The 14297-nt window shown below is 54.4% G+C and carries 10 protein-coding genes; 8 read left to right on the forward strand and 2 right to left on the reverse strand.

Annotated features, from left to right (window positions below; genetic code table 11):
• Positions 1–25 precede the first annotated feature (25 nt).
• From prpC to prpF, 3 genes are all read left to right on the forward strand, one after another.
• The gene (prpC, locus tag HUF19_RS08500; protein WP_260999382.1) at positions 26–1156 is read left to right on the forward strand and encodes a bifunctional 2-methylcitrate synthase/citrate synthase; all 1131 of its coding nucleotides are present in this window, start codon (positions 26–28) and stop codon (positions 1154–1156) included.
• Positions 1157–1246: 90 nt separating this feature from the next.
• On the forward strand, positions 1247–3844 hold the full coding sequence (acnD, locus tag HUF19_RS08505; protein ID WP_260999383.1) for a Fe/S-dependent 2-methylisocitrate dehydratase AcnD: 2598 nt from the start codon (positions 1247–1249) through the stop codon (positions 3842–3844).
• A gap of 146 nt (positions 3845–3990) precedes the next feature.
• Positions 3991–5163, forward strand: coding sequence for a 2-methylaconitate cis-trans isomerase PrpF (gene prpF / locus HUF19_RS08510; protein ID WP_260999384.1), 1173 nt, complete (start codon positions 3991–3993; stop codon positions 5161–5163).
• 68 nt (positions 5164–5231) lie between these two features.
• Here prpF and HUF19_RS08515 read toward each other — a convergent pair whose 3' ends face one another.
• Positions 5232–7127 carry a hypothetical protein gene (locus HUF19_RS08515; protein ID WP_260999385.1) on the reverse strand — a complete coding sequence of 632 codons (1896 nt, stop codon included), beginning with the start codon at positions 7125–7127 and terminating at the stop codon, positions 5232–5234.
• Positions 7128–7297: 170 nt separating this feature from the next.
• Entirely contained in the window at positions 7298–10447 is a 3150-nt protein-coding gene (gene rne / locus HUF19_RS08520) for a ribonuclease E (protein WP_436317763.1), read from the reverse strand.
• A 464-nt stretch (positions 10448–10911) separates the two neighbouring features.
• Here rne and rluC point away from each other — a divergent pair, with 464 nt between their 5' ends.
• Genes rluC through rpmF form a run of 5 tightly spaced genes read left to right on the forward strand, consistent with a single transcriptional unit; the run spans position 10912 to position 14275 of the window.
• Entirely contained in the window at positions 10912–11880 is a 969-nt protein-coding gene (gene rluC / locus HUF19_RS08525) for a 23S rRNA pseudouridine(955/2504/2580) synthase RluC (protein ID WP_260999387.1), read from the forward strand.
• The gene (locus HUF19_RS08530) at positions 11864–12523 is read left to right on the forward strand and encodes an HAD-IIIA family hydrolase (protein WP_260999388.1); all 660 of its coding nucleotides are present in this window, start codon (positions 11864–11866) and stop codon (positions 12521–12523) included. The genes rluC and HUF19_RS08530 overlap by 17 nt, the downstream gene beginning before the upstream one ends.
• Positions 12516–13502, forward strand: a complete 987-nt coding sequence (locus HUF19_RS08535) for a S49 family peptidase (protein ID WP_260999389.1) — start codon at positions 12516–12518, stop codon at positions 13500–13502. The genes HUF19_RS08530 and HUF19_RS08535 overlap by 8 nt, the downstream gene beginning before the upstream one ends.
• A gap of 30 nt (positions 13503–13532) precedes the next feature.
• Positions 13533–14069, forward strand: coding sequence for a YceD family protein (locus HUF19_RS08540; RefSeq protein WP_145468781.1), 537 nt, complete (start codon positions 13533–13535; stop codon positions 14067–14069).
• 20 nt (positions 14070–14089) lie between these two features.
• Positions 14090–14275 (forward strand): 50S ribosomal protein L32, encoded by a 186-nt coding sequence (gene rpmF, locus HUF19_RS08545; RefSeq protein ID WP_145468780.1) that lies wholly within the window; start codon positions 14090–14092, stop codon positions 14273–14275.
• The last annotated feature ends 22 nt before the right edge of the window (positions 14276–14297 follow it).

The following is a 14297-nucleotide window of genomic DNA, read 5'->3' on the forward strand; positions in this document are numbered from 1 at the left end:
GGCGCTCTGCTAAGGGGAAATAACAATGGCAGCAGCAAAACAACTCAGTGGTGCCGGCCTGCGTGGTCAGGTTGCCGGTAAAACCGCACTGTCGACCGTGGGTAAATCCGGTTCTGGTCTGACTTATCGTGGCTATGACGTTAAAGATCTGGCCGCCCAGTGTGAATTTGAAGAAGTGGCGTACCTGATTCTGAAAGGCAAGCTGCCGAATCAGGCTGAGCTGGACGCCTACAAAGCCAGGCTGAAATCCATGCGCGCTCTGCCGCAGGCGTTAAAAGAAGTACTGGAACGTATTCCGGCTTCCGCGCACCCGATGGACGTGATGCGTACCGGTTGCTCCATGCTGGGTAATCTCGAAACCGAAGAAAGCTTTGAGCAGCAGCAGGATGCGACTGACCGTATGCTGGCGCTGTTCCCGGGCATGATCAACTACTGGTACAACTTCAGCCATAACAATGGCAAACGTATCGAGGTTGAAACCGCTGCAGATTCTATCGCTGAGCAGTTCCTGTGGACCCTGCATGGCGAAAAGCCTTCTGAACTGCACACGCAGGTGATGCACGCGTCATTAACGCTGTATGCCGAGCACGAATTTAACGCCTCGACCTTTACCGCCCGTGTCTGTGCTTCCACCCTGAGTGATATGCACTCCTGTGTAACCGGCGCTATTGGTTCCCTGCGTGGCCCACTGCACGGCGGCGCCAACGAAGCGGCGATGGAACTGATTGAAGGCATGAACGATCCGGAAGATGCTGAGCAAAAACTGCTGGGTATGCTGGAGCGTAAAGAAAAAATCATGGGCTTTGGCCACGCGATTTACTCTGAATCTGACCCGCGTAATGCCGTGATTAAAGAATGGTCTGAAAAACTGGCCAAGGCGAACGGCGATACCTCGCTGTACGACATTTCCGTACGTTGTGAAGCCGTTATGTGGCGCGAGAAGAAACTGTTCTGTAACGCCGACTTCTTCCACGCCTCGGCCTACAACTACATGGGTATTCCAACCAAGCTGTTCACCCCGATTTTCGTATGCTCCCGCCTGACCGGCTGGGCAGCGCACGTGATGGAACAGCGCGCCGACAACCGCATTATCCGCCCAAGCGCGGAATATACCGGTGAAGAGTTCCGCCCTGTAGCACCCATCAGCGAGCGTTAATCAATACAGACCACTTGCACCCCATGCAGGTGGTCTTTCTTGTTTGAGCGAATTTTTGAGCGCTGCTAAGAGCGCTTTGTGAGAGAGAGCATGAACACCGAATTCCGTAAACCACTGGCCGGCACCGCACTGGAGTACTTTGATACCCGTGCCGCGGTCGATGCTATTAAGCCCGGCAGCTACGACGGCCTGCCGTACACCTCCCGTATTCTGGCTGAACAGCTGGTGCGCCGCTGTGAGCCTGAACTGCTGACCGATGCCCTGAAACAGCTGATCGAGCGCAAACGCGATCTGGATTTTCCTTGGTATCCGGCGCGTGTTGTGTGTCATGACATTCTCGGTCAGACCGCGCTGGTCGATCTGGCTGGTCTGCGTGATGCCATCGCTGAAAAGGGCGGAGATCCGTCCAAAGTCAATCCGGTGGTGCAGACTCAGCTGATCGTTGACCACTCGCTGGCGGTTGAATGCGGCGGTTTTGATCCGGATGCCTTCGCCAAAAACCGCGAGATTGAAGAGCGCCGTAACGAAGACCGTTTCCACTTTATTAACTGGACCAAAACCGCATTCGACAACGTCGATGTGATCCCGGCCGGTAACGGCATCATGCACCAGATCAACCTGGAGAAAATGTCGCCGGTGGTTCAGGCGCGCAATGGTGTAGCCTATCCGGATACCTGTGTCGGTACCGACTCCCACACCCCGCACGTCGATGCGCTGGGTGTTATTTCTGTTGGTGTGGGCGGTCTGGAAGCCGAAACCGTGATGCTTGGCCTGCCATCCATGATGCGTCTGCCGGACATTGTTGGTGTTGAGCTGAAGGGCAAGCGTCAGCCTGGCATTACCGCCACCGATATCGTGCTGGCACTGACCGAGTTCCTGCGTAAAGAGCGCGTGGTCGGTGCTTATGTGGAATTCTTCGGTGAAGGTGCGTCCAGTCTGACCATCGGTGACCGGGCAACTATTTCCAACATGACACCGGAATACGGCGCCACTGCTGCGATGTTCTACATCGACGAACAAACCATCGACTACCTGAAGCTGACTGGCCGTGAGCCGGAGCAGGTCGCTCTGGTTGAGCAGTTCGCTAAAGAAACGGGTCTGTGGGCGGATGCACTGAAAACCGCAGAATACGAGCGCGTGCTGAGCTTCGACCTGTCGAGTGTTGGCCGTAATATGGCTGGCCCGTCTAACCCGCATGCCCGTGTATCAACGGCTGACCTGGCCGCCAAAGGTATTGCCGGTAATCTGGATGCCGCCAAAGCGCAGGAAGCCGAAGGTCTGATGCCGGATGGTGCGGTCATCATCGCCGCCATTACATCCTGTACCAATACCTCTAACCCGCGCAACGTGGTCGCCGCCGGTCTGCTGGCTAAGAAAGCCAACGAACTGGGCCTGATCCGCAAACCATGGGTTAAGTCTTCTTTTGCACCTGGCTCCAAAGTCGCCGAGCTGTACCTGAAAGATTCCGGCCTGCTGCCAGAACTGGAGAAGCTGGGCTTTGGTATTGTGGCTTTCGCCTGTACTACCTGTAACGGTATGTCCGGTGCGCTGGACCCTGTGATTCAGCAGGAAATCATCGACCGTGACCTGTATGCCACGGCAGTGCTGTCCGGTAACCGCAACTTCGATGGCCGTATTCACCCGTACGCCAAGCAGGCATTCCTGGCGTCGCCGCCACTGGTCGTGGCCTACGCCATTGCCGGTACCATTCGTTTTGATATCGAAAAGGATGTGCTTGCGGTCGTTGATGGTAAAGAAATCCGCCTGAAGGATATCTGGCCATCGGATGAAGAAATCGACGCCATCGTTAAAGAAAGCGTGAAGCCGGAGCAGTTCCGTCAGATCTACATCCCGATGTTCGATCTGGGTGCCAAAGAGAAAGCCATCAGCCCGCTGTACGACTGGCGTCCGATGAGCACCTATATCCGTCGTCCACCTTACTGGGAAGGCGCACTGGCCGGTGAGCGTACGCTGAAAGGTATGCGTCCTCTGGCTGTGCTGCCGGACAACATCACCACCGACCACCTGTCGCCATCCAACGCCATCATGATGGACAGTGCGGCGGGCGAATATCTGCACAAAATGGGTCTGCCGGAAGAGGACTTTAACTCTTACGCAACCCACCGTGGAGACCACCTGACGGCCCAGCGTGCAACCTTCGCCAACCCGAAACTGCTGAATGAAATGGTGCTGGATGAAAACGGCAACGTGAAGCAGGGTTCTCTGGCGCGCGTTGAGCCGGAAGGCAAGGTGATGCGTATGTGGGAAGCGATTGAAACCTACATGAACCGCAAGCAGCCGCTGATTATCGTGGCCGGTGCCGATTATGGTCAGGGATCTTCCCGTGACTGGGCGGCCAAAGGCGTGCGTCTGGCGGGTGTTGAGGCGATTGCTGCCGAAGGCTTCGAGCGTATTCACCGCACCAATCTGATCGGTATGGGCGTACTGCCGCTGGAGTTCAAGGCCGGCACCACGCGTAAGACTCTGGGCCTGGATGGTACTGAAACCTACGACGTGAAAGGCGATCTGAGCCCGCGTTGCGATCTGACACTGGTGATTACCCGTAAAGATGGTGAGGTAGTTGAAGTACCGATGACCTGTCGTCTGGACACCGCCGCGGAAGTGGATGTGTACAGTGCCGGTGGGGTATTGCAGAAGTTCGCTCAGGACTTCCTGCAGGGCGAATAACGAAGCTGATTTCCTCGTTAACGCTTCCGAAACGCCGCAAAATATAGTTTTGCGGCGTTTTAAAAAATCCAAAGTAGGGTGGGCACTGCCCACCTTTCTTTTAAGGGCATCGACGTTTTCAGTAACGTCCTGAAAGAGAAATAATTATGTCCAAACAAATTAAAATCCCCGCGACTTATATGCGTGGCGGCACATCGAAAGGTGTATTTTTCAGCCTGACCGATTTACCTGAGGCGGCTCAGGTGCCGGGAGAGGCGCGCGACAAAATTTTGCTGCGCACCATCGGTAGTCCTGACCCATACGGGCAGCAGATTGATGGTATGGGCGGTGCGACTTCCAGCACCTCTAAAACCGTTATTCTGGCAAAAAGCGAACAGCCGGATCACGATGTGGATTATTTGTTCGGCCAGGTGTCGATTAATAAGCCTTTTGTGGACTGGTCAGGTAACTGCGGTAATTTAACCGCCGCCGTTGGGGCCTTTGCCATTTCTAAGGGTCTGGTCGCCGCTGAGCGTATTCCGCACAACGGTATTTGCGTGGTGCGTATCTGGCAGAAAAACATTCAGAAAACCATTATCGCCCATGTACCCATCACCGATGGTGATGTGCAGGAAACCGGCGATTTTGAGCTCGACGGCGTAACCTTTCCGGCAGCGGAAGTGGTGATCGAGTTTATGGATCCGGCCGACGGTGAAGGCTCTATGTTTCCCACCGGTAATGTCGTCGATGATCTCGAGGTTCCGGGCATTGGTACCTTTAAAGCCACCATGATTAATTCCGGTATTCCGACCATTTTTGTCAATGCGGCGGATATTGGTTACAAAGGCACCGAGCTGCAGAAAGACATTAATTCCGATGCCGAAGCGCTGGCGAAATTTGAAACCATGCGTGCTTACGGCGCGGTAAAAATGGGTTTAATTGCCGATATTTCCGAAGCGGTTGCTCGCCAGCACACGCCGAAAATTGCTTTCGTGGCGCCAGCAACGGATTACGAAGCATCCAGTGGCAAACAGATTTCTGCAGCCGATATTGATGTGTGCGTACGTGCGTTATCCATGGGGAAATTACACCATGCGATGATGGGTACAGCGTCGGTGGCCATTGCAACGGCGGCGGCGGTGCCTGGTACGCTGGTGAATCTGGCAGCCGGCGGTACCGAACGTGACTCCGTAACCTTTGGTCATCCGTCCGGCACGCTGCGGGTCGGTGCAGCGGCAGCGCTGGTTGATGGTGAATGGACCGCAACCAAAGCCGTGATGAGCCGCAGTGCGCGGGTGATTATGGAAGGTAATGTTCGTATTCCGGACGATACTTTCTGATTAATAGCTGATGTTGCAGCTATAAAAAAACCGGCCAGCGGCCGGTTTTTTATTTTATAGATTCGCCGTCAGAGCGCCCGCTGCTGATCGCGCAGAGCATCTTCAACAGCAAAGCGCATATATTGATCGTTCTGTGGGACGCGCTTAAGAAAATTCACAATGTCAGTATCTGGCTGCATTTTCCCTAAGGTTTCAACCATGCGGCGCTGCACCAGAGGTTCGTAGGTGGAAATCATCGACATCATCTTTTCCTGCACACCTCTGCCTAATTTAATCAGGGCGTTTTGTGCCTCTTCCGGAATTTTATGATCCAGATCGCCGAGGCTCTCTATTAATAATTCCTGCGCGCGTAAATCCTGGGTGCGTATGTTCCCCAGTACGGTGATCAGATGACGTTTCATGGTGGTGCGGTAAGGGCCGCTGGCCTGTACGCGCACACGTTCCAGTTTACGGATAACGAGGTCTTCTGCAGCCGCAGCGCGCGTTCCGTAAGCCACCAGATATTCGCCATAGGCATTCAGCTCCATGGCATTGCCGTCACCGAATAACCGGTCAGCACATTCTCTCGGCGTACAGGCTTCAGAATCCGGCAGGTTGTAACGGATAAACCACAGGTTCTTCTGCACTTCATTAATGCGCTGGCCTTTGATGATCTGAGCAAATAACTTCGGATAGCGCCCGAGCATATTCTCGATGAGTGCAGCCTGCTGCTGATTTTCTTCAGCGTTACGTTCCAGTGTTGTCAGCAGATAGTAGAGCTGCTTGGCACTGTTGTCGTTGAGGATGTCTTTTTGCTCGTTCAGCTTTTCCAGCAGCAGGTTAAAACTGCTGCTGGCCAGTTCCAGCTCGCTGCCGTCCTTCAGCTGGTTTTTATAAAAATCAGTCATGGGTTTAACCACGTCATTAATGTCCGGCAGCTCGCCGCTGTATTGCTGAAATAATTCAGCGCCGATGGCCGGCTGGCGATAAGTAGTGGCTTTAATAATGCGTGCGGTCAGCTCTCCGGCGCTCAGGGCGGGGTTGCCGACTTTTCCTTTTCCTGCCGCCCGAATCAATGACTGCAATTGATTTTTCAGTTGTAGCGCAGTTTGTGGCTGGTAGCTGGGCTTACCGCTGCGCGTATCATCGGGGGATTTATCGCTGTAATTGGATAACGCTGACAGCAGGGGCTGCAGGCGGTCTTCCGGCAGGCGTTGCAGGCTGGCAAGCATCGTTTCCCATTCAGCTGGTGTGATGCCGTTATCTTTAATAATGGCGTATTTTGCGATGCCTGGCAGATATTCGGACAGATTATGCGGTGCAATCTGCGCCAGCTGGACAAACAGATACTCGCGGTAGCCTTCGGCAGGATAACGGCTCTGGGTGAGGGAGTAGAGCACATTATATTGCCAGTCGTTGCAGTCGTTATCGAATGGTGCTTTTAATGCAAAAGCGACCAGTTCGGTATTTTTATCCGGGCTTGGGGCTTTTTGTAATGTGATTTTTACCTGCTCACGTACGGCGTCACAGGGGTTTTTACCACCGCTGCCAATAATGGTTGCAATCTGGGTGCTTAAACCATCGGGGTCGACTTCAATTTCCGCTTTCAGGTAGAAACTTTCGCCGTCCCATTTTTCTTCAAGAATTTTTGTTTTGGTCAGCGCGCTGGCAAATGTCTGGTAGTTGGCCTGCACGGTACGGCTGAATTCTTCTTTATCGAGGGTTTCAGTGTTGCTGAAGCTGGATTGTACCTGTACGCCGACTTCTTCAATTAACAGAACCTGAAGTTGCTGCAGAGCGGCTTTGCGGGCGGAAACCTTTGAATCATTTTCGCTGGCGTTGTAGGTGTACTCACGCACCATGGTCATCGACTCGGCACTGGCGCTCTGACTGAATATTGTGCAGATGATCAGTGCCAGCAGCAGCTGTAAATAAGGCCGCTTGGCTGAATATGCGACGGGCATGATTGATAGGGCTTTGGCCATGGATCGTCCTTGCTGAAAATGTCTGATTCGGGGCTGGGGCATGGGTGGGATATTACTGATAACTGTCTCGTCAGTCAGCACTGAAACGTTTTTGCAGGCTATAAAAAAACCGCCCGGAGGCGGTTTTTCAGTCAGCAACCGACGGCGACGTAAGCTGTCGCCTGTCGGTGTTACTTGTTGTGCTCGCCGGCTTCTGCTGCTGTTTCAGCTTCAGTTACCGTAGTGGTTTCTGTCGCTGGTTCAGCGTCAGCTGCAACCACAGGCTCGGCAGCTGGCTCTGCAACGTCTTGCCCGGCTGGTGCTGATACCTGTTCTGCACTGTCCGCATTGCGGCGGTTGCGCGGATCGTTCGGTGCGCGACCACCTGGGTTGCGACGGCGTCCGCGGCGCGAGCTGCGATCATTACCCTGGGTTGCCGTGGCGACTTCTTCCTGAGAGGTCGTTACTTCCGCTTCGGTTGCTTCCGCTTCGGTTGCTTCTGCCGAGGCTTTTTCCGCGGCGGCTGGTTTTTCTTCAGCAACCGTCACTTCAGGCAGGGAGGCCGTGTCTTCTGCTGGCTGAGCGACAGTGTCCTGCACTTCAGTTGCTTCAGTCGCCTGTACTTCTGCTGTTTGTGTTTCAGCAGCAGGGGCCTGAGCCTCTGCTGTCTGGGCTTCTGCTGCAGGAGTTTCAGTTGCCGGAGCTTCTGCGGCAGTTTCCTGAGTGGCGGTAGTTTCGGCAGTTACTGATTGCTCAGCGGTTTCTGCTTTTGCTTCGCTGACTTCGGCGTTTACTGATTCAGTGTTCGCTGTTTCAGTATTTGCTGCTTCGACAGCAGTTTCTGCTGCGTTGGCGTCAGAATTGTCCGCAGCACCGTTTTTGGCCGGACGGTCGTCACGGTTACGGTTACGGCGACGGCTGTTGCGCGAACGGCGGGTTGTTTTTTCACCATTCTCATCAGCGTTGTTTTCGCTGCCCGCATCCGTGCTGTTATCGGCATTGGCAGGAGTTGCTGCATTTTCGCTTACAGCACTATCTGCAACTACCACAGCCTGTTCTTCAGCAGCCTGTTCGTTGCTGTTTTCTTCAGTGCTGGCAGCATTCGCCTGGCTGTTGTTGCGCTCGCCGCGTTCATTGCGGTTGCGACGACGGCGACCTTCCGGACGACCTTCGCTGTTGCGGTTACCGGTTTCAGCGGTTTCGCTCGTAGTTACGTTGCTCGTTTCGGTTTCGGTTACTTCAACCTTGTCATTACGGACTTCGTTGCGTGGTGCGCGGTTGCCGCTGCGGTCACGGCGTGGTGCACGTGGCTCGTTGCTGGCTTCGGCTTCATTACGCTCGGCGCGGTTGTCGTTACGCTCACCGTCATTGCGGCTCTCGTTACGGCTGTCGTTGCGATTGCGGGCAGGGCGCTCATTACGGTTGCGACCGGAACGTTCGCCACGACCTTCGTTGCGGTTTTCGCTGCGACTGCCGCGCTCGTTGTCGCCATCGTTACGGTCATCGCGGTTGCGTTCGTTACGATTGCGGTTACGGCCGCGGTCACGATCATTGCGGCTGCGCTCGTTACGGTTGCGTTCATTGCGACCGTTAGTGCTTTCTGTGCGGGCTTTTTTCGGTGCAGGTTTTTCTTCCTGTTTTTCACCGCCATCAAACAGCGCGGACAGGGCGCTGCCGATTTTGCTCCACAGGCCTTTGCTGGCTGTCGCTTCGCTTGCTGTGGCAACCGGTGCGGCAGCAGGAGTGCTGTGAGCGCCGGCTTTAACTGCAGCCTGCTGTACTTTGCTGGTTTCGCGGATGGTCAGATCCAGACCGTATTCGGTCTCTTCTTCTTCCATCTTGTGTTCGTAGCTGACTTCGCCGATCAGGCTGTCATCCGGACGCAGACGCAGTACTTCGTAGTGCGGTGTTTCCATGTTCGGATTCGGAAGAACCACGACTTTACTGCCGTGACGGGCTTCGATGCCGGCGATCAGGGTGCGTTTTTCGTTCAGCAGGAAGGTGGCAACGGATACCGGCACAATGGCGCGGATCTGTCCGGTGTTCTCTTTTGCGGCTTCTTCTTCGATCAGGCGCAGAATTGACAGGCCGGTAGACTGGATATCACGCACAACACCGGTACCGTTACAGCGCGGGCATACGTGGCCGCTGGTTTCTTCCAGAGACGGACGCAGACGCTGGCGCGACATTTCCATCAGGCCGAAGCGGGAAATACGGCCAACCTGTACGCGGGCACGATCCACTTCCAGTGCTTTCTTCAGGCGGGTTTCAACTTCGCGCTGATTCTTGCTGGACAGCATGTCGATAAAGTCGATCACTACCAGGCCGCCCATGTCGCGCAGACGCAGCTGGCGGGCGATCTCGTCGGCCGCTTCCAGGTTGGTGTTCAGTGCGGTTTCTTCGATATCGGCACCTTTGGTGGCGCGCGCCGAGTTGATATCGATAGACACCAGAGCTTCGGTCGGGTCGATAACGATAGAACCACCGGATGGCAGTTTCACTTCGCGCTGGAAAGCCGATTCAATCTGGCTTTCAATCTGATAACGGTTGAACAGCGGTACAGCATCGGTGTAGCGCTTGAACTTGTTCTGGTAGTGCGGCATGACCTGCTGCACAAAGCCCAGGGCTTCTTCGTAGGCGGCATCGGTGTCGATCAGTACTTCACCAACGTCCTGACGCAGGTAGTCACGGATGGCGCGGATGATAACGTTGCTTTCCTGCAGCAGCAGGCAGGGAGCAGGGCGTTCATCGGAAGCGCGTTTGATGGCGTCCCACAGGTGAACCAGATAATTCAGGTCAGCCTGCAGCTCTTCGGCGCTGCGGCCAATGCCGGCGGTACGGACGATAACGCCCATTTTGTCCGGCACGGTCACGCCTTTCATGGCTTCACGCAGTTCGGTGCGTTCGTCGCCTTCAATGCGGCGGGAGATACCACCGGCACGTGGATTATTTGGCATCAGTACCAGATAGCGGCCAGCCAGGGATACCTGAGTGGTCAGTGCAGCGCCTTTATTGCCACGCTCTTCTTTGTCGACCTGAATGATGACTTCCTGACCTTCGCGCAATACATCTTTGATGTTGATGCGGCCTGGGCCTGGGTCTTTAACAAAGTATTCGCGGGCAATTTCTTTCAGTGGCAGAAAGCCGTGACGCTCAGCACCGAAGTCGACAAACGCGGCTTCCAGGCTGGGTTCGATGCGGGTGATTTTACCTTTATAGACATTGGACTTCTTCTGCTCGCGGGAGCCGGACTCAATATCGAGGTCGTAGAGTTTCTGGCCATCTACAAGGGCTACACGCAACTCTTCAGGCTGAGTTGCATTGATAAGCATTCTTTTCATGCTGTACGTTAAGCTCGTTCTGGCAACGTACCGGCTGGCAATGCCGGACTATTCCGGCCACTACCAAAATATTTATGGGTGCTTTGCAGCAGTTGTCAGCGCCGTTTTCGGGTCGCCTGACCTGTCTCGCAGTGGTGCCTCTGGTTTGTTGTGCACCAACACTGTCCATAATTTGATAATGCGAGATTGCCCGCAGGTCGCTGCGTGGTTTATCTCACTGGGCGGGCGGCCATGGGCCTGCGCTCGCCGTAATTATTCGTCAGGAAGAGTTTTAACAGTATGTCTTCTTCCTTATACTCTGCCGCTTGATCGGCCTGGCCTCGCCTTTCGGCTGATCTTGATCGTCGGCTGGGTTGTACGCTTTCTCTGTGCCGACCAAGGCCGTGGGCGAATATAGCAACATTGGTTGCGCCCCGCAAATGCCATACCACAAATAAATCCGCCGCCTGGGCTGCTTTGAACCTATGTCAAATCACGAAATCGATACCGGTAAAGTATCGCTGTTGACGGTGACCGCCGATAACGATGGTCAGCGTGTCGATAATTTTCTTATCTCCGTATTAAAAGGTGTGCCCAAGACTCTGGTGTACCGCATCATCCGCAAGGGCGAGGTGCGGGTAAATAAAGGAAGAGTGAAGGCGGATACCCGTCTGGCGTCTGGTGATGTGGTGCGGGTGCCGCCGCTGCGTATCGCCGAGCGCGATGAAACGCCGGATGTGTCACCGGCGCTGCAGGAGATTCTGCAGAATGCCATCCTGCATGAAGATGATGGTCTTCTGGTGGTGAACAAGCCCCATGGGCTGGCCGTGCATGGCGGCAGCGGGGTTAATCTGGGGTTGATTGAAGCCTTGCGCAAAATGCGCCCGGATCATCGTTTTCTTGAGCTGGTGCATCGCCTCGATCGTGATACCTCGGGCGTTATTATGATTGCCAAAAAGCGTTCAGTGCTGACGGCTTTGCAGCGTATGCTGGCGAATAAATCAGGCATCAGTAAAAAGTATCTGGCCATGGTGCACGGGCATTGGCCTGCCTCTGTGACCGAAGTGCGTGAACCGCTGCTGCGTTTTGAGCGCCAGTCCGGTGAGCGCATGGTGATGGTGAGTCCGGAAGGTAAAGCCTCCCTGACCAAAACCACATTAAAGGCCTCGGGGCCGCATTACTCATTAATAGAAGCAGAGCCGGTGACCGGGCGTACCCATCAGATCCGGGTGCACTGTCAGTTTCAGGGCTGCAGCATTGCCGGTGATGTGAAGTACTGCGACCGTTCGCAGCAGGATATCGACAAGCGTCAGGGGGTTAAACGTTTGTTTTTGCATGCCTGGCAGCTGTCTTTCCGCCATCCGGACAGTGGCGAGCGCCTGCAGATCAGTGCGCTGCCGGACGATGAATTCAGCAGCATCTTAAAGAAGGTGGGGTGTGAGTTTGCGCTTTAAACTGATTATTTTTGATTGGGACGGTACGCTGGTCGACTCCACCCAGCGCATTGTTGACAGTATGCAGCAGGCCGCCGGCGAGGTGGGGCTGCCGCAGGTGCCAGATGCTGCAGTGCAGAACATCATTGGTCTTGGTTTGCCGGAGGCGCTGCGTACGGTATGGCCGGCGATTGACGAGCCGCAATTGCAGACCATGACTCAGGTGTATGCGCGCTATTTTGTCGCTGACAGTCAGGTTGCCATGGGCTTCTTTCCCGGAACTCCGGAGTTTCTGGAGGGTCTGGTTGAGCGGGGTTATTTACTGGCGGTTGCCACCGGCAAAAGCCGGCGCGGACTCGACCGGATGCTGCGCGACCTGAAAATAGGGCACAGATTCGCTGCGACCCGTTGTGCCGATGAAACCCGCTCGAAGCCACATCCGCTTATGCTCAGGGAATTGCTGAGTGAGCTGAATGTGGCGCCGGATGAGGCACTGATGGTCGGTGACACCACGTACGACCTGGATATGGCCAATGCTGCTGGCATGGCTTCTGTTGCCATGGGGCATGGCGCGCACGATGATCAGGTGCTTCTGGCTTGTGGTCCATTGGCCATCTGCCATAGCATTCAAGAACTTAACGACTGGATACGTATTAATGGATAACGACAACCTCAATCAGAATCAGCCGGCAAGCCGTCCGGACGATAACAGCAAAGAATGGAAGCTGATCGAGAAAGTGCTGATGGATATGCAGGGCGAGCAGAAGCGTGCCCGTCGCTGGGGTATTTTCTTTAAAGCGCTCACCTTTATTTACCTGTTCGCCATTGTCTGGCTGCTGCGTATGCCGGGTGAACATGGCGCAGAAATGTTGCCGGAAGATAATTATGCGGCCGTGGTTGAGGTGAATGGTGTGATCGCTGCCGATCAGGATGCCAGTGCCGATGCCATCATTGGTGCCTTGCGTGATGCCTTTGATGATGAAAAGGCACTGGGGGTGATTCTGCGTATTAACAGCCCGGGTGGCAGTCCGGTACAGGCCGGTTACGTCTATGATGAAATCAAACGCCTGAAAGAAACCCGTCCGGATTTTCCTGTGTATGCGGTGATTATGGATCTGGGTGCTTCCGGCGCTTACTACATTGCCGCGGCGGCGGATGAAATCTATGCCGACAAAGCCAGTCTGGTGGGTTCTATCGGTGTAGTGGGTTCCGGTTTTGGTTTTGTGAAAGCGATGGAGAAATTCGGCGTGGAGCGTCGCCAGTATACTGCCGGTGAACATAAAGGCTTCCTTGATCCTTTCCTGCCTGAGAATGAAGATGAAAAAGCCTTCTGGCAGGGCGTGCTCAAGGTCACCCATAAGCAGTTTATCGAGCAGGTAAAGCTGGGTCGCGGTGAGCGCCTGAAAGATGATCCGAATCTGTTTTCTGGTCTGGTGTGGTCTGGTGAGCAGGCGCTGGATCTGGGGCTGATTGACGGGCTGGCATCCAGCAGTCAGATTGCCCGGGAGAAACTGAATACCGAAGAGCTGGTTAACTTTACCTATCAGCCAAGCCCCTGGGATGAGCTGGTTAAACGCTTCGGTGCAAGTATGGGGCGTGGCTTTGCGACGCTGCTGACTGAGCAGACTCTGAGTCTGCGTTAAATAATTTTGACAGAGGGGCTTTGCGTACCTATGATGTCGCGCACTATGGCAGAGGCTCAGCTTCCCAAGCGTGTTGATGCGGTAAAACTGGTTACTGTTGGACAGCAATTCAGTGCCGATATTGACAGCAAACAGCTAACCAGGCTTAACGAAGCAGTCGAAGACTGCGTCGCTCCGGTTCACTGCGAAATTCGTTTCGAACGTGATCAGGAAAAGCACCGGTTACTGCAGGGTAGCTGTAATACAAGTGTTGTCATGATCTGTCAGCGCTGTCTCGGGAATGTCACCATTCCTGTGGAAAGCAGCTTTCAGCTGGGACTTGTATTTGACGATGATCAGGCCAAGCAATTACCGAAACGGTTTGAGCCGGTCGAAGTTGACGAAAATGGTCAGCTGGATCTGTGGTCAGTGATGGAAGACGAAGTGCTGCTGGCACTGCCCATGTTTCCAACACACCCGGAAGGCGATTGTCAGTTTAAGCAACCTGAGTCGAAGCCGGAAACAACAGATTCAGACGACAAACGACCCAACCCGTTTGACGTTTTAGCTAAGCTCAAACAGAAATAGCGAATAGTTAGGAGCCTAAAATGGCGGTTCAGCAAAACAAAGTAACTCGTTCCAAGCGTGGCATGCGTCGTTCACACGATGCACTGGACACTGCAGCAATGGCACTGTCTACCGATCCGACTTCTGGTGAAACTCACCGTCGTCACCACGTAAGCGCTGACGGTTTCTACCGTGGCAAAAAAGTCGTGGAGACTGGCAACAACTAATATGTTTACCGTTGCGGTAGAT

The organism is Thalassolituus hydrocarboniclasticus, from assembly GCF_025345565.1.
Classification (GTDB): Bacteria; Pseudomonadota; Gammaproteobacteria; order Pseudomonadales; family Oceanobacteraceae; genus Venatoribacter; species Venatoribacter hydrocarboniclasticus.

Bases quoted from the DNA above. Each gene is read 5' to 3' on its own strand.
- prpC (WP_260999382.1), top strand. From the start codon at position 26: ATGGCAGCAGCAAAACAACTCAGTGGTGCCGGCCTGCGTGGTCAGGTT.
- acnD (WP_260999383.1), top strand. From the start codon at position 1,247: ATGAACACCGAATTCCGTAAACCACTGGCCGGCACCGCACTGGAGTAC.
- prpF (WP_260999384.1), top strand. From the start codon at position 3,991: ATGTCCAAACAAATTAAAATCCCCGCGACTTATATGCGTGGCGGCACA.
- HUF19_RS08515 (WP_260999385.1), bottom strand. From the start codon at position 7,127: ATGGCCAAAGCCCTATCAATCATGCCCGTCGCATATTCAGCCAAGCGG.
- rne (WP_436317763.1), bottom strand. From the start codon at position 10,447: ATGAAAAGAATGCTTATCAATGCAACTCAGCCTGAAGAGTTGCGTGTA.
- rluC (WP_260999387.1), top strand. From the start codon at position 10,912: ATGTCAAATCACGAAATCGATACCGGTAAAGTATCGCTGTTGACGGTG.
- HUF19_RS08535 (WP_260999389.1), top strand. From the start codon at position 12,516: ATGGATAACGACAACCTCAATCAGAATCAGCCGGCAAGCCGTCCGGAC.
- HUF19_RS08540 (WP_145468781.1), top strand. From the start codon at position 13,533: ATGATGTCGCGCACTATGGCAGAGGCTCAGCTTCCCAAGCGTGTTGAT.
- rpmF (WP_145468780.1), top strand. From the start codon at position 14,090: ATGGCGGTTCAGCAAAACAAAGTAACTCGTTCCAAGCGTGGCATGCGT.